This is a genomic window from Pradoshia eiseniae, assembly GCF_002946355.1.
GTDB lineage: Bacteria > Bacillota > Bacilli > Bacillales > Pradoshiaceae > Pradoshia > Pradoshia eiseniae.
The window spans coordinates 348,470-372,563 of the sequence record NZ_PKOZ01000001.1 but is presented as its reverse complement, the minus strand read 5'-3'; the positions used below and the strand labels follow the sequence as shown (position 1 = coordinate 372,563).

23 protein-coding genes and 1 riboswitch are annotated in these 24,094 nt (G+C 43.7%); of the genes, 10 read left to right on the top strand and 13 right to left on the bottom strand.

Features of this window, described 5'->3' with window-relative positions; all coding sequences use genetic code 11:
- The 4 genes from nagA to CYL18_RS01815 all read right to left on the bottom strand — a co-directional run bounded on the left by nagA (window position 1) and on the right by CYL18_RS01815 (window position 4,583).
- Window positions 1–1,161: an N-acetylglucosamine-6-phosphate deacetylase gene (gene nagA / locus CYL18_RS01830; RefSeq protein ID WP_104847755.1), complete on the bottom strand. Its 1,161-nt coding sequence runs from the start codon at window positions 1,159–1,161 to the stop codon at window positions 1–3.
- Between the two features lie 12 nt (window positions 1,162–1,173).
- Entirely contained in the window at window positions 1,174–2,346 is a 1,173-nt protein-coding gene (locus CYL18_RS01825) for an SIS domain-containing protein (protein WP_104847754.1), read from the bottom strand.
- Between the two features lie 215 nt (window positions 2,347–2,561).
- Window positions 2,562–3,287, bottom strand: a complete 726-nt coding sequence (locus CYL18_RS01820; protein ID WP_104847753.1) for a GntR family transcriptional regulator — start codon at window positions 3,285–3,287, stop codon at window positions 2,562–2,564.
- A 339-nt stretch (window positions 3,288–3,626) separates the two neighbouring features.
- Window positions 3,627–4,583: an alpha/beta hydrolase gene (locus CYL18_RS01815; RefSeq protein ID WP_104847752.1), complete on the bottom strand. Its 957-nt coding sequence runs from the start codon at window positions 4,581–4,583 to the stop codon at window positions 3,627–3,629.
- A gap of 549 nt (window positions 4,584–5,132) precedes the next feature.
- On the opposite strand from CYL18_RS01815, the gene guaC reads away from it, so the two are divergent.
- A complete protein-coding gene (guaC, locus tag CYL18_RS01805) occupies window positions 5,133–6,116 on the top strand; it encodes a GMP reductase (protein WP_104847751.1) in 984 nt (327 codons plus the stop codon).
- Window positions 6,117–6,170: 54 nt separating this feature from the next.
- On the opposite strand, the gene CYL18_RS01800 is transcribed toward guaC, so the two are convergent.
- The 3 genes from CYL18_RS01800 to CYL18_RS01790 form a co-directional block, all read right to left on the bottom strand.
- Complete coding sequence (locus tag CYL18_RS01800) at window positions 6,171–8,180, bottom strand: ABC transporter ATP-binding protein (protein ID WP_104848325.1); 2,010 nt, start codon at window positions 8,178–8,180, stop codon at window positions 6,171–6,173.
- A 29-nt stretch (window positions 8,181–8,209) separates the two neighbouring features.
- Window positions 8,210–9,961, bottom strand: coding sequence for an ABC transporter ATP-binding protein (locus CYL18_RS01795; RefSeq protein WP_104847750.1), 1,752 nt, complete (start codon window positions 9,959–9,961; stop codon window positions 8,210–8,212).
- 485 nt (window positions 9,962–10,446) lie between these two features.
- Window positions 10,447–10,920, bottom strand: coding sequence for a GNAT family N-acetyltransferase (locus tag CYL18_RS01790; RefSeq protein ID WP_104848324.1), 474 nt, complete (start codon window positions 10,918–10,920; stop codon window positions 10,447–10,449).
- Window positions 10,921–11,153: 233 nt separating this feature from the next.
- On the opposite strand from CYL18_RS01790, the gene CYL18_RS01785 reads away from it, so the two are divergent.
- From CYL18_RS01785 to CYL18_RS01775, 3 genes are read left to right on the top strand one after another with little or no spacing between them, the layout of a single operon-like run.
- Window positions 11,154–11,474 (top strand): PadR family transcriptional regulator, encoded by a 321-nt coding sequence (locus tag CYL18_RS01785; protein WP_104847749.1) that lies wholly within the window; start codon window positions 11,154–11,156, stop codon window positions 11,472–11,474.
- The gene (locus CYL18_RS01780; protein WP_104847748.1) at window positions 11,471–12,031 is read left to right on the top strand and encodes an HAAS signaling domain-containing protein; all 561 of its coding nucleotides are present in this window, start codon (window positions 11,471–11,473) and stop codon (window positions 12,029–12,031) included. The genes CYL18_RS01785 and CYL18_RS01780 overlap by 4 nt, the downstream gene beginning before the upstream one ends.
- Window positions 12,024–12,758 (top strand): DUF4097 family beta strand repeat-containing protein, encoded by a 735-nt coding sequence (locus tag CYL18_RS01775; protein ID WP_104847747.1) that lies wholly within the window; start codon window positions 12,024–12,026, stop codon window positions 12,756–12,758. The genes CYL18_RS01780 and CYL18_RS01775 overlap by 8 nt, the downstream gene beginning before the upstream one ends.
- A gap of 78 nt (window positions 12,759–12,836) precedes the next feature.
- On the opposite strand, the gene CYL18_RS01770 is transcribed toward CYL18_RS01775, so the two are convergent.
- The 5 genes from CYL18_RS01770 to CYL18_RS01750 all read right to left on the bottom strand — a co-directional run bounded on the left by CYL18_RS01770 (window position 12,837) and on the right by CYL18_RS01750 (window position 16,064).
- Complete coding sequence (locus CYL18_RS01770; RefSeq protein WP_104847746.1) at window positions 12,837–13,142, bottom strand: hypothetical protein; 306 nt, start codon at window positions 13,140–13,142, stop codon at window positions 12,837–12,839.
- A gap of 52 nt (window positions 13,143–13,194) precedes the next feature.
- Complete coding sequence (locus CYL18_RS01765; RefSeq protein ID WP_104847745.1) at window positions 13,195–13,926, bottom strand: DUF5694 domain-containing protein; 732 nt, start codon at window positions 13,924–13,926, stop codon at window positions 13,195–13,197.
- Between the two features lie 24 nt (window positions 13,927–13,950).
- On the bottom strand, window positions 13,951–14,154 hold the full coding sequence (locus CYL18_RS01760; protein WP_104847744.1) for a zinc ribbon domain-containing protein: 204 nt from the start codon (window positions 14,152–14,154) through the stop codon (window positions 13,951–13,953).
- Between the two features lie 134 nt (window positions 14,155–14,288).
- Window positions 14,289–15,083 carry an SDR family NAD(P)-dependent oxidoreductase gene (locus tag CYL18_RS01755; RefSeq protein ID WP_104847743.1) on the bottom strand — a complete coding sequence of 265 codons (795 nt, stop codon included), beginning with the start codon at window positions 15,081–15,083 and terminating at the stop codon, window positions 14,289–14,291.
- Between the two features lie 15 nt (window positions 15,084–15,098).
- Window positions 15,099–16,064: an MBL fold metallo-hydrolase gene (locus tag CYL18_RS01750; protein ID WP_104847742.1), complete on the bottom strand. Its 966-nt coding sequence runs from the start codon at window positions 16,062–16,064 to the stop codon at window positions 15,099–15,101.
- A 438-nt stretch (window positions 16,065–16,502) separates the two neighbouring features.
- Between CYL18_RS01750 and proC the strand changes: the two genes are divergently transcribed.
- From proC to CYL18_RS01720, 6 genes are all read left to right on the top strand, one after another.
- A complete protein-coding gene (gene proC / locus CYL18_RS01745; protein ID WP_104847741.1) occupies window positions 16,503–17,351 on the top strand; it encodes a pyrroline-5-carboxylate reductase in 849 nt (282 codons plus the stop codon).
- A gap of 154 nt (window positions 17,352–17,505) precedes the next feature.
- Window positions 17,506–17,619 (top strand): YjcZ family sporulation protein, encoded by a 114-nt coding sequence (locus CYL18_RS01740; RefSeq protein WP_104847740.1) that lies wholly within the window; start codon window positions 17,506–17,508, stop codon window positions 17,617–17,619.
- 135 nt (window positions 17,620–17,754) lie between these two features.
- A complete protein-coding gene (namA, locus tag CYL18_RS01735; protein WP_104847739.1) occupies window positions 17,755–18,780 on the top strand; it encodes an NADPH dehydrogenase NamA in 1,026 nt (341 codons plus the stop codon).
- A 204-nt stretch (window positions 18,781–18,984) separates the two neighbouring features.
- Window positions 18,985–19,890: a DMT family transporter gene (locus CYL18_RS01730; protein WP_104847738.1), complete on the top strand. Its 906-nt coding sequence runs from the start codon at window positions 18,985–18,987 to the stop codon at window positions 19,888–19,890.
- A gap of 71 nt (window positions 19,891–19,961) precedes the next feature.
- Window positions 19,962–20,417: a hypothetical protein gene (locus CYL18_RS01725; protein WP_104847737.1), complete on the top strand. Its 456-nt coding sequence runs from the start codon at window positions 19,962–19,964 to the stop codon at window positions 20,415–20,417.
- A 414-nt stretch (window positions 20,418–20,831) separates the two neighbouring features.
- Window positions 20,832–20,963: riboswitch (cyclic di-AMP (ydaO/yuaA leader) on the top strand.
- Window positions 20,964–21,110: 147 nt separating this feature from the next.
- Window positions 21,111–22,940, top strand: a complete 1,830-nt coding sequence (locus CYL18_RS01720; protein WP_104847736.1) for an APC family permease — start codon at window positions 21,111–21,113, stop codon at window positions 22,938–22,940.
- A gap of 101 nt (window positions 22,941–23,041) precedes the next feature.
- On the opposite strand, the gene rnz is transcribed toward CYL18_RS01720, so the two are convergent.
- Window positions 23,042–23,959: a ribonuclease Z gene (rnz, locus tag CYL18_RS01715; protein WP_104847735.1), complete on the bottom strand. Its 918-nt coding sequence runs from the start codon at window positions 23,957–23,959 to the stop codon at window positions 23,042–23,044.
- Between the last annotated feature and the right edge of the window lie 135 nt (window positions 23,960–24,094).

Sequence of the window (24,094 nt, the reverse complement as noted above, 5' to 3'; positions counted from 1 at the left end):
TTATAAGCAACGATTCAAATCTCTTTCATACACGGCAAGACCGTTTACGAATGTCGCCTGTACCTCGAATTCGTCATTAATAATGGCGGCATTCAACTTTTTCCCTGCTTCCAAACTGCCTGTTTCGTTATCAATGCCAAGCAGCTCCGCTTGGTTTCGTGATGTCATGGGCAGGATGACCTCAAGCGGCAGATTCAGCACATCATACATATTCCGCAAACAATCCATCATATTGGCAGTACTTCCAGCCAGTGAGCCAGTCTCCAATGTCCTCGCTGTTCCATTTACAACCTTGACTGGTAGACTCCCTAACTCATAATCACCATCTGGAAGATCAGCAGCAGCCATCGAGTCACTGATGAGCAGAATTTTTTCCAAGCCTTTTGCTTTGTATAGAAGTTTGATAGCTGCAGGATGAACATGCTCCAGGTCGGCAATTAACTCACAATAAACTTCTTCGTTTGTCAAAAAGGCTCCCAGGCATCCAGGCTCGCGGTGATTGAATGCCCTCATGCCATTAAAGGTATGTACAGCAATGTTTGCTCCTGCTTTCATGGCCAGATTGGCAGTTTCATAGTCTGCATTTGTATGTCCCATGGAAACCAGGATGCCCTTTTGTCTCAAAAAGCTAATTCCTTCAAGGGCATCTTTCTTTTCTGGAGCAATGGTGATAACCTTAATCGTTTCATTTGAAGCTTCAATCAGCTCCTCAAAGTCGGCTATCGTGACTTCACGCATATAGTTAACAGGATGGGCTCCCCTATGTTCTGGAGTCAGATACGGTCCCTCAACATAGGAACCAATAATCTCCGCACCTGCGGTTTTTCCGATTTGGGTGCTGACAATTCGAACCGCATCTTTTACTTTTTCAAAGTCGTGCGTCAGCGTCGTTGGCAAAAATGAAGTTACCCCATGCTTGGCAAGGGAAAGCGAAATTCCCTGCAATGCTTCTCCGGTAGCATCCATCGTGTCATTCCCGGCGATTCCGTGAATATGGGTATCTATTAAGCCAGGGATGATAGAATAACTAGAGTAATCCTCTACCTCACAGTTGGGTTTTTCTGCTGTGATTCCAGTAATCAGCCCGTTCTCATAAAGTAAATAGCCTGAATGAACAATTTCGGCGGGAGTATAGATTCTTTTCGCATAAATGGCTTTCATTGATTCCTCCCCTTAGCTAAAGTTGTAAATCTCGACGCCTTTTACTACCCTGTTCACAATTCCTGAAGGACTTGGGTTATCTGGAGTGACGCCAAGATGGATGGAATTGAATAAGGCAAATAATTGACCGAAAACAAGATAGTTAAGAGCAATCAAATCGTCTTCTATGATGGTCGTATCATCCTCCGGAACAGTAAGAATTACATCACTATTAGCCCGCAGATCATCATTGGTGAAATTCGAGATTGCCACGACAGTTTTTGCTCCACCATCATTTTTCAATTCTCTTAATAAATCAAGCTCGTATTTCCTTGTGTAGGAATCATTAGACATGAAAACAAATAGGAGCGTTTCATCATCTACAATGGATTTAGGACCATGCCGGAAGCCCAATACAGATTCAAAGAATGTCGGAATCTTGCCCGAGGCCAGTTCTAAATTCTTCAAGCTTGTCTCCTGAGCAAGACCTTTCAACGTGGATGAACCCAGGTAGACTACCTTTTTCTTCTCAAGCTGGACGAGCTTAATGATTTCTTTATAGTTGCTCTCAAGAATATATCTGGTATTATCGCAAGCCAGCTGCACTTTTTTCTTCCACTCTCCAAGATTATCTAGCTGGAAGATTGACAAGGCAGTTAAGTACATACAGCTAAATGAACTTGTCATCGCAAACCCTTGATCATTCGACTCTTCTGGCATCAAAAGAAGAAGTGTCTTTTCATCCTGCCGGGCAGCTTCCGCCAATTTCCCTTCTGGGTTGCAGGTAATGATGATTTGGCTCAAGTCGGCAACTAATTGTTTAGCTAGATCATAAGTTGCAACTGATTCAGGGCTATTCCCGCTTCTGGCAAATGAAATCAGCACGGTTGGCTGGTCAGGCTTCAAGTAATTGAGAGGGTTGGATACGATATCAGTAGTGGCAACTGACTCTACCTGATTGGAAAGCTTCCTTCTTAAAAGCGGGCTTGCCGTGTCACCAACATAGGCAGAAGTTCCAGCCCCGGTAAAAATGATACGGGCATTTTTCGAGAAAACATGCTCCCTCAGAAAAGCTTTAATGACATCCTTATTCGTCTCCACCGCTTCAAAAGCTTCCTGCCAAAGCTCAGGCTGCTGGCTGATTTCTCTTGCCGTATGTTTTGCTCCTTCTAGGACTTCCTTCTCTATTTCATTCATAAAACTCATTTCACTTCACTCCAGTTGTATTTGAAAGTATTTTCATTTGATGAACTTCTCCATAGAAACTAGAACCTCCATATAGGAAATTCCCGCAGCTAGCACACCGCTTCTGTCATCAACGTTACTAAAGGTTGTTTGTTGTTAGCCTCTTTCCAAAGCTATTCCAGCATTATACATCATGACGTCATTACCAGTTGTATTAAATGACGGTTCGCTTGGGTTCAATTCTCCAAGCGAACATGGTATTTGAACTTGTCCCCTCGCGCAATGGTATTCGTATATTCAATAACATTATTTGCACTGAAGGTTAACCGCTCAATCCGTAAAGAGGGTAGCATGGATGGTATCTGCAAAAGCTTCGCCTCGTTTTCATTGGCCATAACTGGTGTAAAATACTCATCAGCCATTTTAATTTCTACTTGATATCGTTCTCTGAAAATATCGTATAATGCATTTTCCTCAAGAGCCTCTTTTGTTAAATCAGGGAATAATTCTACAGGCACAAAAGTTTCTTCTAGCATCATAGGGGTCTTATCTGCCAGCCTGAGCCTTGTGAACTTATAAACTTTAGTGGTTTCCGGAAGCCTTAATTCCCTGCTGATTTTTCGATCAGCCTCTATGATTTCAAACGAAAGTACTTTAGAGATTGGTTTCTTACCAAGCTTCTTCATTTCTTCCGTAAAGGAATAAAATTTGATTAAATCCTGTTTCACCTTATTTGGCGCTACAAAAGTTCCCTTTCCATGTACTTTGTATATCAAACCATCTCGTTCCATTTCATTGATAGCCTGGCGTACTGTCGTTCTGGAAACATCATATTTATCACAAATTTCACGTTCAGAAGGAAGCTGATCATTTTCATTTAATGAAAAATCAATTTCCTCCATTAAGATATCCATCAATTGCAGATACAAAGGTGTTCTGCTATTCTTATCAATTAACCTCATCCATTCCCCCCCTATACTTACACCATTTTGATGTAATTAATATCTCCATTGGTAATGTGGTCATTACCAGTATAAAACTCCCTTAACTTTATGTAAACTCTTTCTTAAAATTTTTCATAAATACAGCTGGTTTAGCATACCCAAAAAAGAATCGTACCTATTCCCCCCTTCAAAAAATGCATGAGTATAAAGGGACTTCTCCATAATGTTATACTTCCAAATTGAAGCCTGTTTACTTAAAATTTATAAGATAAGTCATTCAAATACAGAAAGAAAGGAGTAAGGATATATTTCTCCTCACTCCCCTCTTTGATTCAGCTTGTTTGAAACCTTATTATTTTAATCCTTTACGGCTTCAGCATTGTTGGCTGCCATCCCTTTAATGGCTGTTCCAATATGGCGAATTGCCACCCTCCCCTGATCAATTGCAGCCGCCATACTAACAAAGCCATGAATCATGCCTTTGTATTCCTTGTATTGTACGGAAACTCCTCCGGCGGCAAGCTTATCAGCATACAATCTCCCCTCGTCTCTAAGCGGATCAAATTCTGCTGTCATCACAAAGGCTTGCGGAAGGCCGCTCACATCTTCAGCCAAGAGCGGAGATGCGTATGGTGAGGAACGATCTTCATCACGAATATAATGAGTGGATAACCAATTCATCATATCCCTTGTCAGGAAATAGCCATGGGCGTTCTCTTTCATGGAAGGAGTCGAAATGGTAAAGGATGTAGCTGGATAAATGAGAACCTGTCCGATTATTTCCGGACCGCTGCGTTCTTTGGCCATATGTGTCACGACTGCTGCCAAATTCCCGCCTGCACTGTCGCCTCCAACAATTATGCAATCTTTCATCCCGCCAAACTCCTCAATATGTTCCGCGGTCCATAAGAGTGCATGATAGCAATCCTCTGTCGCAACCGGGAATTTATGCTCTGGTGCGAGCCGATAATCAACTGATACCACTATCGCACCTGAGGCATTAGCCAGCATTCTAGACATTCCATCATAGGACTCCACACTTCCAAGCACCCAGCCGCCCCCATGATAGAACACAAAGACCGGGCGTGGACCGTTTCCTTCAGGAGTATAAATCCTTGCCATGATTTCTCCATCATCGACAGGGATTTGCACGTCCTGCACCTTACTGACCTCTTCAAGCTCTATGCTGGACATCATGTTCTGCTCAGAGATGGCCCGATACTCAGCCGGGCTGTATGAACTAATTGGCGGTGCCCCTTTTGTGACAGCTTTCATCTGTTCAAGAAACATTTCGACCTGTGGATCAAGTGGCATAAAGCAACCTCCCTACTCTTAATAATATAATTCCTTATATACCATATTATTCCATTAGGGTATTCCCGAATCCTTTAGGTCATTTAGCCTATTTCCAACTATTTTCTTTTTATCTCTTCGCTTAATTCTTCTATTCTCTTCTCCATTCGATTGAGCTGCTCACTTCTCTGTTTACGGAAACGAAACAAGGAAATAATCAATATAATGATGGATACAAGAATTATAATAGAAAATAATTGAAAGAGTATGTCTCCTGTATTTAACACTCCCGGCTCACCCCCTTATCCTTTTTTCCTATTATCATAGTAAACAATTTTATCTAAAAAACCCCAACATAACCCTCATACAACCTTTTTCATAGTTTATAAATAAAGGTAAAACCTGCTGTATAGCGAATAATTGTAGATATTAAGAAGCAGATTCACATAATCATTCAGCACATAAATAAATATTCCTTTTGACATCTCCAAGATAGTAGTGTAAATTACTAAATGTACGAACAATATTAACGAATAGATTAATTTCATTCGGATATAGAGGTGCAAACACATGAGAAAAGTATTTGATTATGAAGATATCCAACTAATTCCCGCAAAATGCATCGTGGACAGCCGTTCAGAATGTGATACAACCGTGACTCTTGGAGCCCATACATTCAAGCTCCCAGTCGTCCCTGCAAACATGCAAACCATTATAGACGATAACATCGCAATCATGCTTGCCCAAAATGGCTACTTTTATATTATGCATCGCTTCCAGCCTGAAAAACGCATTTCATTCATTCAAAAGATGCGTGAATTAGGATTGATTTCCTCTATCAGTGTTGGTGTTAAACCCGAAGAATATGAATTTATTGAACAATTAGCGAAGGAAGAACTCGTTCCTGATTATATTACAATTGATATCGCCCATGGCCATGCCAATTCGGTCATTAATATGATTCAGCATATTAAGAAGCATTTGCCGAAAAGCTTCGTCATTGCGGGCAATGTAGGTACTCCTGAAGCCGTAAGAGAGCTTGAAAATGCGGGAGCTGATGCGACTAAGGTCGGTATCGGTCCCGGTAAAGTATGTATTACAAAAATCAAAACCGGCTTCGGGACTGGCGGCTGGCAGCTTGCGGCCCTTCGTCTCTGCGGAAAAGCGGCAACAAAACCAATTATCGCTGATGGTGGCATCCGCACTCATGGCGATATCGCGAAATCCATCCGGTTCGGGGCGACAATGGTCATGATTGGCTCCCTATTCGCAGGTCATGAAGAATCTCCAGGCGAAAGCTATGAGAAGGACGGCAAACGCTATAAGGAATACTTTGGCTCCGCTTCTGAATACCAAAAAGGCGAAAAACGGAATGTAGAAGGAAAGAAAATGTATGTTGAGCATAAGGGGCCTTTAATGGATACATTGATTGAAATGGAGCAGGACCTTCAATCATCCATCTCTTATGCCGGAGGCAAAACACTTGAAGCGATTCGCAAAGTAGATTATGTTGTTGTCAAAAATTCCATCTTCAATGGAGATAAAATTTTCTAATCTGACAGAACCATTGCGTAAAAGGAGGTGTCCATATGGACACCTCCTTTCTTGTTATCCAGCCTTCTTACCTGCTTGCAGCTCATACATTTGATAATATCGGCCCTTTATAGCCATCAATTCATCATGACTGCCACGTTCGACGATTTCTCCTTTATCAAGGACAAGGATTTGGTCAGCGTTTTTGATCGTTGAAAGCCTGTGAGCAATGATAAAGGTTGTTCGCCCTTTCTTGAGGACATCCATCGCCTCTTGAATAAGCGTCTCTGTTTCCGTATCAATGCTTGAGGTTGCCTCATCAAGAATGAGAATCGCCGGATTAAAGGCTAATGCTCGCGCAAACGAAATCAACTGCCGCTGTCCGGATGAGAGCGTGCTTCCCTTCTCAACGACCGGCTCATCAAAGCCATGCTCAAGATTAGCAAGTACACGATCAGCCCCTACATCCCTCAATGCCTTCTCAGCGGTCTCCCTTGTGATTTTCGGATCATCAAGCGTGATATTGGAAAGAATCGTACCCGTGAATAGGTACGGATCTTGAAGCACGATGCCCATGTGCTCCCTGAGCGTCTGTCTTGGAATCTCCTTTAATTCCTTCCCATCAAGCAGAATCGCTCCTTCTTGATAATCATAAAAACGGAATAGGAGATTCATGATGGAGCTTTTTCCTGAACCAGTATGTCCAACAAGTGCAATGGTCTCCCCTTGCCTTGCCTCAAAATTGATATTCTTCAAGACTGGCTCTCCATCTTTGTAGCCGAAGGATACATCCTTAAATTCCACATGCCCATTTAAGCGTGCTGCTCGACCATCAGCCACATCTGTTCCTTTCTCATCAAGAAGGGAAAAGACGCGTTCTCCGGCAACCATCGCTTGCTCAAAATTGGAGAATTGGTTGACAATCCCGGATATTGGATGAAAGAGCCTATTTAAATAATTGACCATGGCATATAATACCCCGAGGGTCACAACGGATTCGCCAGATGCCGCCATTCCGCCAAAATACCAGATGAAGAGTGTCAGCGTAATCACACGGAAGGCACCCACGAGATTACCGTTCAACAAGGAATTCAAGCGCTGCATTTTGCTTTGATAGACATAATGCTCATTGTTCATTTCCTCGAATTCTGCCTGTGTCTCCTTCTCTCTCCTGAACGCTTGGATAATGGTCATCCCATTAATCGATTCATTGATCATGGCATTGATATCACTAATTCTCGCGCGAATCACCCGATTATACTTCGTTGCAAATTTACGGAACACAATGGTCCACACAATCAAAATTGGAATAATCAGAAGAGTGATGGCGCCAAGTTTGGGACTAAGCAAAAACAAGGCGATGATGACCCCGATAATGTTGATCGTACTGGAGAAGAAATTGGCTAGCACCCGTACATATAGCTCACGAATAGCTTCCGTATCATTTGTGATGCGTGCCACTAGCTTTCCTGCCGGCATATTATCAAAATATCGGATTGGAAGGCGCTGAATCTGTGCAAAAACCTCGATTCGCATTGTTTGGATAATCCGGTTTGCTGCCTTTTGCAAATAATAGCTTTGCCCATATTGGAAGAAGAAAGCAATCACCATAACAGCAAAATAGAGGAAAAGCAGCTTCATAATCCGATTGATTTCAGGCTCGTAAAAACGCATGATTTCCGTTCCTGAAAGCTTCTCAGCCTCGTATACTGCTTTCTGCTCCCCGTTTGTGACGGTGAGCTTTCCATCCTCATATGAACGCTTCCCATCATACTGAAGAGCCTCATCAAGAAAGAGAAAAGTCGTACCTGTCTGTACGACGGCAGCTTGACTGCCGCTCCATTCGTCATCCATCAGGTAGGCTTCCCTTTTATACCACTTGCCATCATATGATACGGCATCATCTGTCTGTTTCGTCTCCACCCATGGCTGCTCAATGCCCGTGATATGGTTATCTATGATATTTTTCCCGATATATGGACCAATCAGATCCGCCGCAACAGAAATGGAGAGCATCACAAGGGCAAGGATGATGGTCCCTTTGAAACGGACCGCATAGCGGTATAGACGTTTAATCGTTTTCATGCTTGATTCGGTTTGTTCTAACTGTTCATTCATGCGCTCACCCCCGTGTTCGCCTCAACCTGCTGGCGCTCAAATTGTTCTTTATACCAGCCGCCTATTTGTATCAGGTCATGATGTGTGCCTTCCTCTATGACTTTTCCGTCATCCAAAACGATTATCCAATCCGCATGCTGGACCGCTGACAGCCGGTGGGTCGTAATCATCGTCGTTTTGCCGCTTCGCTCTTCCTGTATATTCTTAATAATCGTCGTCTCTGTCTTTGCATCAACCGCTGATAAGGAATCATCCAGGATTAGAATCTCCGGGTCCTTGATGAGCGCGCGTGCGATGGAGATCCGCTGCTTCTGTCCGCCGGAGAGCGCGATACCTTTTTCTCCCACAAGTGTTTCGAGCTCATTCGGGAGCATAATAAGGTCTTTCTCGAAATCAGCCAGTCGAATCGCCCTCCAAAACTCTTCCTCAGTTGCATGCTTATTGCCAAAGAGAATATTCTCCCGAATGGTCTTTGAGAAGAGTACATGGTCTTGCGGCACATACCCAATCCAATCACGGACCTCTTCTAGCGGCTGCTTTTCGATTGGAACATCAGCAATTGCCAATGTCCCGCTCCCTGCCGGATACTCACGCAGCAATTGCTTGATGAAGGTCGTCTTCCCGCTTCCTGTTTTTCCGACAATCCCGATAGTCTCTCCCTTGCCGATGCTGACGCTCACCTCAGCGAGATTATCTACCTTTGAGGATGGATAGCGGAATCGGACGTCCTCATAGGCCACCTTTGTCGGTTCTTCGACTGTAATAGACTCAGGGTCGTTCTTGACATCCTCCTTATAGCTGAGTGTCTCGTTCATCCGATCGAGAGACGCATTACCTCTTTGCATAATATTGATTAATTCGCCAATCGCAATCATCGGCCAAATGAGCATCGTTAAATACACATTAAATGTGACGAGCTGACCGATAGAGAGCTGCTGAGCAAACACAAGATTCGCCCCATATCCAAGGCTGATCAAGTAGCTAATGCCAATGACGAAGGTAATGACCGGGTCAAAGATGGAGTCCACCTTAGCGACATCCATGTTTTTCTTATAGACATCATCTGTCATTTCCTCAAATCGCTTTTCATCCGCCCGCTCCTGGACATATGCCCGGATAACGCGCACCCCAGCGACTGATTCCAATACCTTATCATTCAATTCTCCAAAAGCATCCTGTGCAGCCGTGAAATATTCATGGATTTTCTTGCCTCCCTTGTTCACGGCCCAGGCCATGATTGGAAGCGGCAGGAAGGCCGCAAGCGTCAATTCCCAGCTGATCGTGATAGCCATCGTTAGTAAGATGGCTAGCATATATAAAGATGAATCCATTAGCGTCAATATTCCATATCCTGCTGTAACGGATATGGATTTCAAGTCGTTAGTCGCCCTTGCCATCAGGTCACCTGTCCGGTTCTTCTCATAAAAAGTCGGTGTCATTCTCAGCAAATGTCCCATAAAGCCTGATCGGAGCTTTCGCTCAAGTACAAACGCGCCGCTGAAGAGCTGATAATTCCAAATATATGTCAGCCCATATAAGGAGACGATGAGCGCAACCATCCACCAAATATAGGTCATCAGCGTGTCAGTCGTCATCGTCCCCATCCCGATATTATCAATGGCCATCCCGACAATCATCGGAGGCAGGACTTCAAGCACATTTACAACATTCAATAAAATAATGGCAACTGTGTATCGAACCCAATGCTCTTTAAAAAACCACCCTAATTTCTTAAAAACCGAAAACATCATTTCCCCTCCTTCATCATCCTGCTGATTGTACTTGCTACGTACTATTCATCGAGTCCTCCTTTGAAATCTTCACTGTGAATAAACGTCTAATCATCTTCATTCCTCCCTTTTCTCAACCGATCACCTAACAAAAAAAGGCTGCAGCGGAGCAGGAGAGATGACCTTTCATGCCGAAATTATCGATAAGGACGCGAAAACACGCCCTTATGATACTGACAACAAAAAGGGTCTCACACAGCAACGTGCAGCCTTTCGTTCAAAACAAACGGTTAACCTCGTTTATTGAAACAGGCGGGCTGCACAATCGATATGCACATCATGTGAAATGACTACAGCAAAAATTACTCTTCTCATCGTACAGCCCTCCTTTCTTGGTAAGTGAATTGGTTATTTACTTAACATAGGTTACTACTTTTGGAATTGTTAGTCAATTGTTAATTTAAAATATTTAAAAAAATCCAAACATTTAGTGCAGATTTATTTTATTCCTCTTCCTTAGCTCCCAATTCCATCGTCATAAACACACTGTTCGGGTCCTCCAAGTAATCTGCAAATGGCAGGCAATAACGAAACCCAAAGCTTTCATACAGCTTTTGCGCAGGATAAAAAGCCTCCATCGATCCCGTTTCTAAAGAAAGCCTGGCGTACCGTCGCATGCGTGCTTCATCAATGATATGCTTGAGTAATTGCCGCGCCACCCCTTTGCGCATATGCGCCGCAGACGTTCGCATCGATTTAATTTCCCCATGTGTCTCATCAAGCTCCTTTAGCGCCCCACACCCCAATAGATTCCCGTTTTCCCAGGCGCTCCAGACCGTCACATCCGCTTTCTTTAATTCCTCAAGGCCCAAGGCATGAACGCTCTCAGGAGGAGATGTAAGAGACATTCCCGCAAGATGCTCCATTATCAATGCAGCCATCTCACTGCCAGATAAATCATCTAATTTTATTTCCATTTTCATATCGCACATCCTTAATAAATTTGTTTAACTTCAGTATATCAACAATAGCTCCTCGCTGAATCACTTACCTAAATACATCTGTTTAGTACATGGTCTAAAATTTGAAACTTCCCGCAAAGACATTTGGTTTTCATTTTTTTCCAAACTACCTTGCAATAAACAGTACCTAGTGTCATACTATAGTTACTACCCAAGATTATATAATAGCAATGAAAGGGGGAACTGATGTGAATGTCCAGTTTAAGAAAGGTGTGCTTGAGCTATGTGTCCTTGTTCTCGTGAATAAGCGGGATCGATACGGCTATGAGCTCGTGCAGGAGATATCCGATAAATTCGAAATTTCCGAAGGAGCCGTGTACCCTCTTTTGCGGCGCCTAACGAAAGACGAATTCTTCACGACTTATCTCAAAAAATCGACAGAAGGACCTTCACGAAAGTATTACCACATAACACAAAGCGGCCGTACTTATATGGAACAGTTAATTGAGGAGTGGCGTATGTTTTCGCTTGGTGTTAATCAAATCATTAAAGAAGGTGAAGAGAATTGAAGAAAGAAGAATTTATTAACCAGCTTGCCGCACAGCTCCGCGGACTTCCGTCAGATGAGCGTGATGAGATTCTCGCAGATTACGAGGAGTATTTCGAAATAGGCCTGCTGGAAGGAAAGACAGAACAAGAAATATCTGCAGGGCTAGGTTCTCCAAGGACAATTGCAAAAGAATTGGCGCTTAATAGCTCTATCGCAAAAGTCGAGCACAAACCATCCATATCCAATGTTTTTAACGTAATTGGGCTGACGATTGGGTTAAGCTTCTTAAATTTCCTCCTGATCGTTGGACCTATAGCGGTTATCGTCTCCATCCTGTTTGCCGGATGGCTCGCAAGTATTACCATGATTGCAGCTCCCATTCTCCAATTAGCCGAAATTATGCTTGATTATGCTTATTTCTCCCTCTTTGAACTATTCATCTCCATTGGCGCTTGCGGGACTGGCCTTCTCCTATTTATCGGGATGTATCATCTATCAAAATTCTCCACTAGACTAATCATTCGTTATTGTAAATGGAATATGACTATCGTGAAGGGAAGGGAATCAAATGTTTAGAAGAATGTTTATTGCTGGGGTCGTCTTACTAGCCATTGGCGGGATTGGCGCTTTACTGACAGGAAAGTCATACTTCTTCGCCGCGGAGCGGGAACAGAGCACCACAAACTTTGCTGACGCTATCATCGAAGAAATTAACGTTAAGGGTGAAACAGGCTCTGTCTCGATTAAAAGTACGACAGGGGATGCCGTCATTGTTGAATCCAAAGGACCGAAAAAAGGCGAGCAGATTCAAACAGAGCTGGATGGACAGACACTCACCGTATCCACTCCTAAAAGGGGAATGATTGATTTTGGCATTAATTTCAACGAAAAGGGAACCGACATCATTATTTATCTCCCAGAAAAGTCCTATAAGAAAATCACGGCCAATAATGATATAGGTTCAATTAAAATTACGGGCATCCAAGCGGAAAGAATTCAATGTGAATCAGAAGTAGGAGATATCACCATCAAGGATTCAACAGGTGAGCTTAACTTAAAAAATGAGGTCGGGGATATCAAAATTGAAGTCCAAGCAATCAAACATTCCATCACCGCCAGTAATGAAATTGGCAATATCAAGATTTCTGTCAGCGAAAAACCTGAAGATCATTTTATTAGCGCTTATTCAGAAATAGGGAGCATTCGAACCTTCGGAAAGAAAACAAGCAGCTATTTGAGCGGAAATGGCAGCATTCCTGTTGACCTGAAAACAGAGATTGGTGATATTGACCTAGACAGCTAAAAAAGACAAAAGGACGGATGCTGATAAATAGCATCCGTCCTTTTGATAAAGCATAGTTTTTTGAATGAAAAACACTCGTTATGCCCTCGCGTTTTTCTGGCCGGCCGTCTCAAGCGCGATAACCGCTGCTGTAACTAAATGCATGATCATTCCCAGAACCGGGATGAACCCGACGACCGAAGTGATAATCCCGACAATATTGCCGGCTGCTCTTTCCCCTGCCTTGCTCGAAAAAATGACAAGTACAATATGAAAAATAAACATGATTCCCAGTGGAGCCCAGCCCGTCGAGAGAATGATGGCTCCGCCTAATACCGGAATTCCTAAAAAGGCTTCAATTCCAGCCGAAATCCATTTCAATAACCGCAATGTATCCCTATCCATTCTAATCACCCTCCTTATATAGAATAAATCCTATCAAACTTTGAGTATTTACTTATGTTAAATACATACTTGCCGGAACGACCTCAACAAGATTGCTTTCTTTAAGAAACTGTGAAATCAAATGAATATGCGAACCTCCTATGAGCAGCACAACCCGCTCATCTGGCGCAATCAGCTCAACAAGATTCTTGTAAATAATCAAATTGCGCTGATACCACCATCTCAGCCAATCAATCCCAACATAGTTCTCTCCATTTCCAATACGGGCCAATGCCATGTAAGATTCATGACTTAAACGGATGACCCGCTCATCATTGAGATATTGCATAAGCTCATAAATATTATCGATCTTCTCCATGGAGGCGTTATTGGGTTTTTGATAGGTCTCTTCAATGAAAGAAAGCAGCTTAGGCTGATTGGCCTTTGCCCATTCATAAACCTCACCTATACTTCTATTCCCGACCGCTTCCATCCAGTCAACCGCATAGACCATCTTATGGCCAGATTCAGCCGCTATTGGGAAGCCAAATTGATGCACTTCATCGACTACGGGCTTAAGCTCTCCCTTTAAATAGCGCTCGTATTCCGTATTCAGCCGAGTGTTCTCACTTTTTACAACCTCAAACGCCATTTTGGTCGGCCTAAACTCCTTCACATGATCAATGACCCGCCTGATTTCCTGCTGTCTCTCTATGCTGTTAATTCCCCCAATCTCTTTTCGGTACAAATCGGGTGTATAACGCAAATGAAATGTACCTAGAATCATAACCTTTGCTTTCCCCATCCAGTGTTTCTCCTCTCCATTCAGTTACCCAAAGAACAAATCGAAAATATTCGATGCTTTGGATGATTGCTTATTATAAAATTCGGAGTAGCCGCAGTCCTTGCAATAAACGACAATGAAGGTATTATGCTGGACATCCAGGAATTTCGACAAACCGGTTCCTGTCATGGCCACTTCCTTTTTCCCTGCATCCCTGCTCCCGCATTTAATACAGCCCTTATCACTCATACTCCTTCTCCTCCAATCGACCATTGATTTGTACCTTTAAGTACGATAGAGATGATAGAAAAGTTTCAAAATTCGAACATAACTTAACCTAAAAAAGTACACCACTTTTAAAGTGATGCACTTATGATCAGCGTTTATTTCTTATTAAATTGGCTTCTTCCAAGCGTCTCAAATGTCCTAGGGAACAGCCCGTAAATTTTGCTTCCTGCGTTCATCCAGCCTGGGGCATTTATCTCCCGCTTTCCTGTCATCATCGCATCCACGATTCGTCCGGCAAGCTTCACTGGATCAATCATCAGCCGGTCAATATTCTTTATGTAGGTACCTTCCTTGTCTGCAATATTGAAGAAATTAGTACGAATCGGTCCTGGATTAACAGAGGTCACGTAAACACCCTTGCCGTGCATTTCCATGCGAAGCGAGTTCGTGAATCCTAATACGGCATGCTTCGTCGCGGAATAGACGCTTGATTTCGGTGTAGCCATCTTGCCTGCCTGTGAGGCGATGTTGATGATATGACCAGAGCGCCGGCTGACCATCCCAGGGAGAACAAGCTTCGTGCATGTAATCAAGCCCAGCACATTCGTCTCTATCATGCCCTCCGCCTCATCTAAGTCCATTTCAAGGACCGAATCAAATACACCGAAGCCGGCATTGTTGACGAATACATCAATCTGCCCGACTTCATGCTCAATTTTACTAAATGTATCCTCAATGTCACCCCGTTTTGAGACATCAAGTCCATATATAGATGCCTTTATCGAGTAATTAGCGATTAATTCATCCCTGAGCTTCTCAAGCTTATCAAAGCTTCTTGCCATCAAGATCAGGTTTGCCCCGCTCTTAGCCGCTTGTCGTGCAATTTCCATCCCTAAACCGCCTGAAGCTCCGGTGATGGCAACTGTTTTGCCTTTAATCCGCTCGTTCATCCTTTTACCACTTCCTTATTCATGGGTTGTTACTCTATAATATAACACACCCTCTGCATCCTGCTTCTCCACTTTCTGGATGGATTCAAGATAATCCAGCTGCCCCAATGTTTCAAACAAGGCAAGGGCCGGATCCCTTTTAATTGCTTTAGGGAATAATTGCACTGCCAGCTCCAAGATTGTACTTTGTCCGTCACCGATGAGCTCCTTGACATGCATGGCTCTCTCATGCTGCATCCTCAGCCTCTTTTCGATTAAGCTGCGGACTGCTGTGATGTTATCGCCATGCCCGGGATAGACGATATTCAGCTTTTCTTTCTCTATTCGCTTTAAGCTTTCATTTAGCTGAAGCTGCGGCTTAAATCTCGAATCACCTTTTTTCTTAGGCGGCTCTAAGATAGGGTTAGGGGATATTCGGCCCAGCAGCAAATCTCCGCCAATCAGGCTTCCGGTCTCCTCATGGTAAAAGGAAAGATGGCCCTGTGAATGGCCGAACGTTTCCATTACAGACCAGTCCTCATGGCCGGGAATCTTATCTCCCTCCTTAAGAAACCCCGTCAATGGCTTGGAGCCAGAGTAGGTATACATCGATTCCACATTATTGGCGTATTTCATGTATTCCTTTGGTACCCCCATCTTCCTCGACATACCAGTAAAATACTCTCGCTGCCAATCCATAAATTCATCATTCCGTACTAAATAGCGCTGACCATCTTCATGGCCAAGCAATTCCTTTCCTTCAAAAAGATCCACTAACCCGCAATGGTCAGAATGATGATGGGTCAAGATGACCTGGTCGATATCTGAGATAGTATAGCCGCGCTCATTCAGCTGACTTTCAAGGGCATTTTTTGCTTCTTTTGTTTTTACGCCTGCATCAATCAATGTTAACTTCTCGCCCTCAATCAGAAATACATTGACATCGCCAACCGCAAAAGGCGTTGGCAGGATGATTTTTTCAGCTGCTTTTGTCTGTGTCATCTCAGCACTTCTCCCCAAAATTGTTTTTATCGTTATTTTTACATAATTTGGTTGAAATATCTATCCTTTACACTTGCATATCCAGAAAATTCACTACGTCCTATCTCTTGACATCTAATCAAAATTTTAGCATAATTCCTTTAACTAAACCGTATAATTTAATGATCATGGCAATGATAAAGGCCAAGTAAGCATGGCAGTATGGTGAAAGAGAATGGGTCCCTCGGCTGTAAGGTCCCATCGCCCTCTACCCGTGCCTGAACCTCCCTTTTGAGCCTTTCAGGAAAACCTGAACGCTTCGCCAGCGTTACACGGCATTAAGTGGTGAACTAGAGGAATTGTTCCTGATGTTCACTAATGAAGGTGGTACCACGGAAGAATAGCCTTTCGTCCTTTTAGGATGAAGGGCTTTTTACTTTTTTAAAGGGGGAAATCTTAATGGATAAGAAAATAGCTTTCTTGGGAGCCGGGTCCATGGCAGAGGCCCTCATTTCAGGTCTGGTCGCTCGCATTGGGAGCCGCCCGGCTAATATTTGGGTCAATAACCGCTCTAATGACAGCCAGCTTGAAAGGCTGCAAAAAGAATACGGCGTTATTCCTTCTCGGGATATGCCATCAATGTTAAAAGGGGCAGAGGTGGTCATAATCGCCGTTAAGCCGAAGGATGTGCTGGCTGCGCTTACACAGGCAAAGGAGCATTTAAACAAGGATATGCTATTGATTTCTGTTGCAGCGGGCATATCCACGGCCAGCCTCAAGTCCATCATTGACCTAGATATCCCTATTATCCGAGCGATGCCAAACACATCTGCTGCGGTCGGAAAATCAGCTACAGCACTCTCCGGCAATGAATTTGTAAAAGATAAGGACAAGCAGCTTGCCAAGGAAATCTTCGGCACGGTAGGGATGGCTGTATATACGGATGAGAATCAGATGGATGCTGTCACCGGCCTGTCCGGAAGCGGCCCAGCCTATATCTATTATTTGATTGAAGCGATGCAGCTATCCGCCGAGCAGATTGGTCTAAAGCCGGAGGATGCCCAAAAGCTCATCATCCAAACCTTGATAGGGGCAGCTGAAATGGTTCACACATCAGATAAAACGCCGCTAACACTAAGAATGGAAGTGACTAGCCCAGGCGGCACGACAGAAGCTGGCATTCGTGTTCTTGAGGAAAAGGGCGTAAGGGACGCATTGATTGAATGCATCCAGACAGCTACGAATCGCTCCAGCGAGATGGGTATAGAGCTTTCACAGAAGATTAGCAAAGGAATTCTGTCCAACTAGTTGAGACTTTTTTCGTCCATTTTAAAATTAGGGCGGAATGTATCAATATTTGTCCAATCTAATTTTACTAATCTCCATATGCTGTATACAGGGATAGGGTTTTAGAGCAGCTTGCCATCCTATTCTCCATTCTTCCGTATAGGAGGTGGAACATATGGGTCACGATAAAGGACAAGGGTCTTACGGAGGACATGGTGTTGGAAGCTTTGCTTTCATTGTCGTTCTGTTCATTTTGCTCATAATTGTTGGCGCTTCTTTCGTTTACTAAGCAGCTCGCCGCAAACAGAGAGGGTTGACACAAGCTATTGCTTTGTCAGCCCTCTTTTCCATTTGCCTGGAAACAAACTAATCGCATCTATCTATAGGGTATTGTTATAATGATGGCACAAGGAGGGATTTTCAGATGAAACATAAGCAACCATTATTATTTGAACCATACACGATTAAAGACATCACCTTCAAAAACCGGATTGTGATGGCACCTATGTGCATGTATTCTAGCCATAATCAGGACGGGAAAGTCGAAAACTGGCATCTCACTCATTACACAAGCCGAGCGGTCGGTCAAGTAGGCTTAATTGTCGTGGAAGCGACCTCTGTTACCCCGCAAGGCCGAATCAGCGCCCAGGATTTAGGCATCTGGGAAGACAGCCAAATTGAAGGGCTACATACATTAACTTCGATGATGAAGGAATATGGCACAGTTCCGGGCATTCAGCTTGCACATGCCGGAAGAAAAGCCGGTATCGACGGCGAAATCATCGCACCCGCCTCCACTCCATTTAAAGAGGGAGACAAGGAACCGAAAGCCATGACAAAAGAAGAGATTGAAGAAACGATTGAAGCCTTCAGGCAGGGAGCAATCCGCGCCAAGAAAGCAGGCTTTGAGGTCATTGAAATCCATGCGGCACATGGCTATTTAATCAATGAATTCCTTAGCCCCGCTGTCAACACACGCACAGATGAATATGGCGGCTCAAAGGAAAATCAATATCGTTTTCTTCATGAGATTATTTCGGCAATCAAAACTGTCTGGGACGGTCCATTATTCGTCCGCATCTCTGCAAGCGATTATAGCGAAAACGGCTACACAGCAGAAGATTATGTCCAGTATGCACAATGGATGAAGGAGGATGGCATCGACTTGGTTGATATCAGCTCAGGCGGCGTTCTGCCTGTTTCCGTTCCAAGCTATCCTGGCTACCAGGTTCCTTTCTCTGAAACGATTAAGCACGGGGCTGATATTGCAACTGGTGCAGTCGGCTTAATTACGACTGGTATACAGGCTGAGGAAATCCTTCAAAACAACCGGGCAGACCTCATCTTTCTGGGACGTGAGCTTCTGCGTGATCCTTATTGGCCAAAGAATGCTGCCAAAGAGCTTCGCTATGAAATCAAGCCGCCTGTCCAATACCGATTCGGATGGTAATACAAAAGATGGAAACTAAGCTTGGTTTCCATCTTTTTCATAAACTGATTGTTAGATAGCCCTCCCATTTGATAGGATGAGTGAAACAAGTAATCTTTTATCTATTCGAAAATGATGTGCACTAAGATTCTCCCGCTCTTAATGGAGAGGCTGCGCCTCTTTGCTTAAGATCCACTACAGTCTAAATCTTACGGAGTGTTGGAAATGAACAATACATTGATTGGTTCACTCTATTTAACTATAGCTTCAAGCATATGGGGAGGCATGTATGTCGTCGTCAAACATACCGTTTCTGTCATTCCGCCATTGGAGCTCGTATGGATGCGCTATGCCATCGCACTCATCACACTGATTATCATTGGATTAGCAAGTAAACAGAATTGGCGTGTGAACAGGCATCATCTTCTTCTGATTGTCGCCATCTCCATCATCGGATATGTCATCTCCATTATCACCCAAGAAACCGGGACCATGCTCTCAACCGCGCAAATGGGCGCAATCATTACTTCTACGACACCTGCTTTCATGGTTTTATTCGCCAGCATGATTTTGAAAGAGCGACTTACCCTCAAAAAGTCACTATCAGTCATTTTAGCTACAATTGGTGTGTTAACGATTGTCGGCATTGATGATATCAATCTATCTAGCACACTTGGCGGATTATCACTCCTTATCGCTGCCTTAACATGGGCATTCATGTCAGTATTGATCAAGCGGCTCCCGACGGATTATTCACAGATTGTCATAACAGCCTATGCCGTTTTCATAGCAGTTGTTGTTTTGACGCCCTTTGTCATACAGCGCTATCCGCAAGTGCCGCTAAATGAATTGGCCCAGCCAGATATTTTGGGGGGATTGCTATACTTGGGCGTCATCTCTACCTCACTTGCCTTTCTTCTATGGAATCGGGGTCTGCAAATGCTTAATGCCTCAAGCGGCGGGACTTTCTTCTTCTTTCAGCCGGTGGTTGGAGCATTTTTAGGCTGGGCCATTTTAGGAGAAAGTCTGAGCATCACATTTTGGATCGGTTCTATTTTAATCTTGGTGGGGGTTTTAATAGCCGTGAAGGAGCCTCAGCATAAAGTGAGCAGCCCTATAATGGAGCAATGAACAGGCAGAACGCAAATGACGGAATTTATTTGTGTTCTGCTCATTAAAATTTATTATGTAAAGGATGACAGATGAAGATGTTCCCTAATGGCATAACTGGCTTTTATGGGCCTGGAGGTCATAATCCGCCGCAAATAGACGAATCATTATTCAAACAAATAGGCTATTCTGCCTTATCACGTCATGGCGGAAAAGTAATAGAGTTTCAAGCACCTCAATATCCGGCAAATTATTATACTGTGCATGCTGAAATGTCAGACAGTCCGTTCTTTATACTCCTGAATGAACATTATCCCTTCCTCGCTTTCGCATCAGCCGTTGAATATGGAAGCATCCAATTCATGGACATACCAGCCCTTCACGAGGATTTCTCTCCCTTTTATCGAATAATGAGTGCAGCGGAACTAGGCAAGCCTTTTAATCTATCATTAACAAGGGGGAGTGAAATAAGACGTGCTGAATTGGAGCAGATTACTTTCTGGAAACCTGAAACAATCGGTCAAATAATCTATAATCATTGGGATTGAGAAAGCATACAGGATGATAGATTGGAAGATATTCTGGGATTAAATTGATAGCCTCATCCCCCCGCTCTATTCCAAAATAATAAGTTCACTGTCACTCCCCTGTCTTTTTTGTTTCATTATCTCGCTGAAATGAATATTCATCCCATTCATTTCAGCGAGATATCACTAATGACTACTTATCAGGCTGCCTAGTTAAAATCACTTTTAGTAACTTCCTCAAGTCATCAACTATCTCTTTTTCCCCTTAAAGATTTAATCTTGCAATAAGGAAAAATAGTCTACTTTCTTTGTCCTGCTCATTCCCATTCCTTTGCAACTACATCTCTTCTTGTCGAATAATATATTTTTCGCAATTTTCCATTTACCCCATTTACATTCCGCCATTATGGGAGTATGATAATTTTCAGTTTCAGATTTTCTAAATCGCTGAGACCGTAATGGTGCGGGGGACCCGAATGTTTCTTGGGGTGAATCCTTTTATTAAGGTAGGGCTACTCATGGTCCGAATCCGACAGCTAACCTCGTAAGCGTTATATGAGAAGGAAGGTGGAACTTGTGATGCCAAGACTAACATCCTAGGTGTCTGCAAGTCTATTTCTTATTGGACTTGCAGGCATTTTTTATTCCAAAGGTTTAGCCTTTCGATAAAAATGTCTGTTTATTGACGAAAATCAAACAGGCAGGGTGATGACTATGTTTTACTATTCGATGAAAAGAAGGCTTATCGGTAAACCGCTAAAATCAACCCAATTATCTGAACAAAGATTAAATAAAACAAAGGCGCTCGCCATCCTTTCATCCGATGCACTTTCATCAGTCGCATACGGACCAGAGCAGATCTTGATTATCTTGATGACCGTTGGAATGGCCGCTTTCTGGTATTCGCTCCCAATTGCGGTTGGAGTAGTCATCCTTTTGGCCATCATCATCCTCTCCTATCGGCAAATTATTTATGCCTATCCGCATGGCGGCGGGGCTTATATGGTCTCTAAGGAAAATCTGGGGATGAATCCGGGTCTAGTTGCAGGAGGCTCACTCTTTATCGACTATATATTGACCGTGGCTGTGAGTGTGTCTGCGGGTACAGATGCTATTACGTCCGCCATTCCCGCCTTGTATGATTACCGGGTCTATTTAGCGGTCGGCCTTGTTTTCTTGCTGACGGTGCTGAATTTACGGGGATTGAATGAATCAGCTTCCATTTTAGCCTATCCTGTTTATTTGTTCATATTGGCCATTTTAATGATGATTGGTGCAGGAGTGTATCATATCGCAGCCGGAGACGTTTCACCGGCAGCTCATTCTCCAATGGGAACACCCGTTACAGGTATTACGCTCTTTCTATTGCTTAGGGCATTTGCTTCTGGAAGCTCAGCCTTAACAGGCGTTGAGGCCATTTCTAACGCCATCCCAAACTTTAAGCAGCCGGAGCCTGTAAATGCGGCCAAAACCTTGTCGTATATGGGGATTATACTAGCGATTCTCTTCTGCGGCATTGTCTTTATCAGCTATTATTACGGGGTGGCGCCAACGATGAAGGAAACGGTTGTCTCCCAGGTTGGGGCTGAAATTTTCGGAAGAGGCGGATTTTATTATTTTATTCAAGGAACGACTGCCCTCATCCTCGTGCTTGCAGCTAATACCGGTTACTCTGCCTTCCCGCTGCTCGCGGTGAACTTAACGAATGATCAATTTCTGCCGCGGATGTTCCGTATGCGCGGCGACCGGCTCGGTTATTCAAATGGCATTATCTTCCTCGGGGTGACAGCAAGTCTTTTGATTATCGCCTTTCAAGTTCATACAGAGCATCTCATTCCGCTGTATGCAGTTGGGGTATTCATACCGTTCACCCTCGCTCAGGCCGGAATGATGAGAAAATGGATGAGGGGGAAGCCAGAGGGCTGGCGGGCGAAGCTCATGATCAATACGGCTGGTGCCATCATCTGCTTCGTCGTTATGCTCATGTTCTTTTTAACCAAATTCTCGCAGGTATGGCCGGTGCTCATCTTCCTTCCGATTGTCATATGGGTGTTCCATCAAATCCGCAAGCATTATATCGCGGTCGGTGAACAGCTGAAAATCACGAAGGAAACAGAAGCTTTAGCGCCGGATGGAAATGTGATTATTGTCCCGGTATCCGGCATCACACGTGTGGTGGATAACTCGTTGCAATATGCGCGCTCCCTCTCTCCAGATCGGCTGATAGCCGTCTATGTGGCATTTGAGAAAGAGGATATAAAAACATTTGAGAAGAAATGGGCGGCCTGGCAGCCAGATGTGAAGCTTGTGACCTTATATTCGCCATACCGGAGCATTATCCAGCCGCTCAGCAAATTTATCAATATCGTCGAGAAAAAAGCCAGGGAAGCTAATTTCCAAGTGACGGTCATCTTCCCGCAGTTCATCCCGAAAAAAGGCTGGCATAACTTCCTGCATAACCAATCTAGTCTCATGATCCGGGCGAATCTGCTGTATCGCAAGAATTTAATCATCACGATTGTACCCTATCATTTAATAAAGTAAAATTATGTAAACGAAATAAAAAGATGCCCTAATGTAACGATTGCCTCCTAAAGAGCCAAAAAGCCAAACCAGCCCTTTTATGAAAGGCGGTTTGGCTTTTTTCATAGCTTAAAGAATGCAAGATCATGGGCAATCTCCGTGTTCGGGAAGAGTTCTCTCGCCTCTGCTTGCAGCTCAATCGCATCATCCTCAGTAAAACGGGAACTGATGTGAGTCAGTATAAGCCTTTTTGCCCCCGCTTCTCTGGCACATTGGGCAGCTTGGACAGTCGTCGAATGGAAGTAATCCCTCGCCATCTCTTCCTGTCCTTTATTGAAGGTCGCCTCATGCACGAGACAATCCGCCCCTTCTGCCAAGCGCTGCGCATTCGAGCATGGCCTCGTATCACCAAGGATGGTTATAACCCTGCCTTCTTTAGGCGATCCCACATAATCAGCACCATTGATGATTCGTCCATCCGGAAGCTCAACAATCTCCTTATTCTTAATTCGGCCATATAAAGGACCGGGCGGAATGTTTTCTTCTTTTAAAAGAACAGCATTCAGTTCGCCAGGTTTCTCCTTTTCTACTATCCTGTATCCATAGCTCAAAACCGCATGGTCGAGCGGAAGAGCTTCTACTCGAAAGGAATCATCCTCAAACAGAATCGATTCCTCTCCAATTTCTACAAAAGAGAGCTGATACTTCAAATGAGTCTGGCTGACACGAAGGGAAGTTTCGATATACTCCTTAATGCCAACTGGCCCATATACCGTCAGCGGCTCTGTTCCGCCTTGAAAGGAGCGGCTCCCGAGCAGCCCAGGAAGTCCATATATATGGTCCCCATGCAAATGGGTAATAAAAATCTTCTCAATTTTTCTCGTCTTTACGGCTGTCTTCAAAATTTGATGCTGAGTTGCTTCTCCGCAATCGAACATCCAACTGGCAGCTCTCTCTTCATTCATCTGCAAAACAATTGATGAGACATTACGCAACTTGGCAGGTATGCCTGCTCCTGTCCCCAGAAATACTAATTCCAATCTCAATTCCTCCAACTACATTCAGTATCCTCATTTTACCCTATTATCATCTATTTTTCAGCCATTGCGAAAACTCTTATTACTTATTTTTCCTATATAACAATAATGAAAAATATTTTGCATTCTCTTGCAATA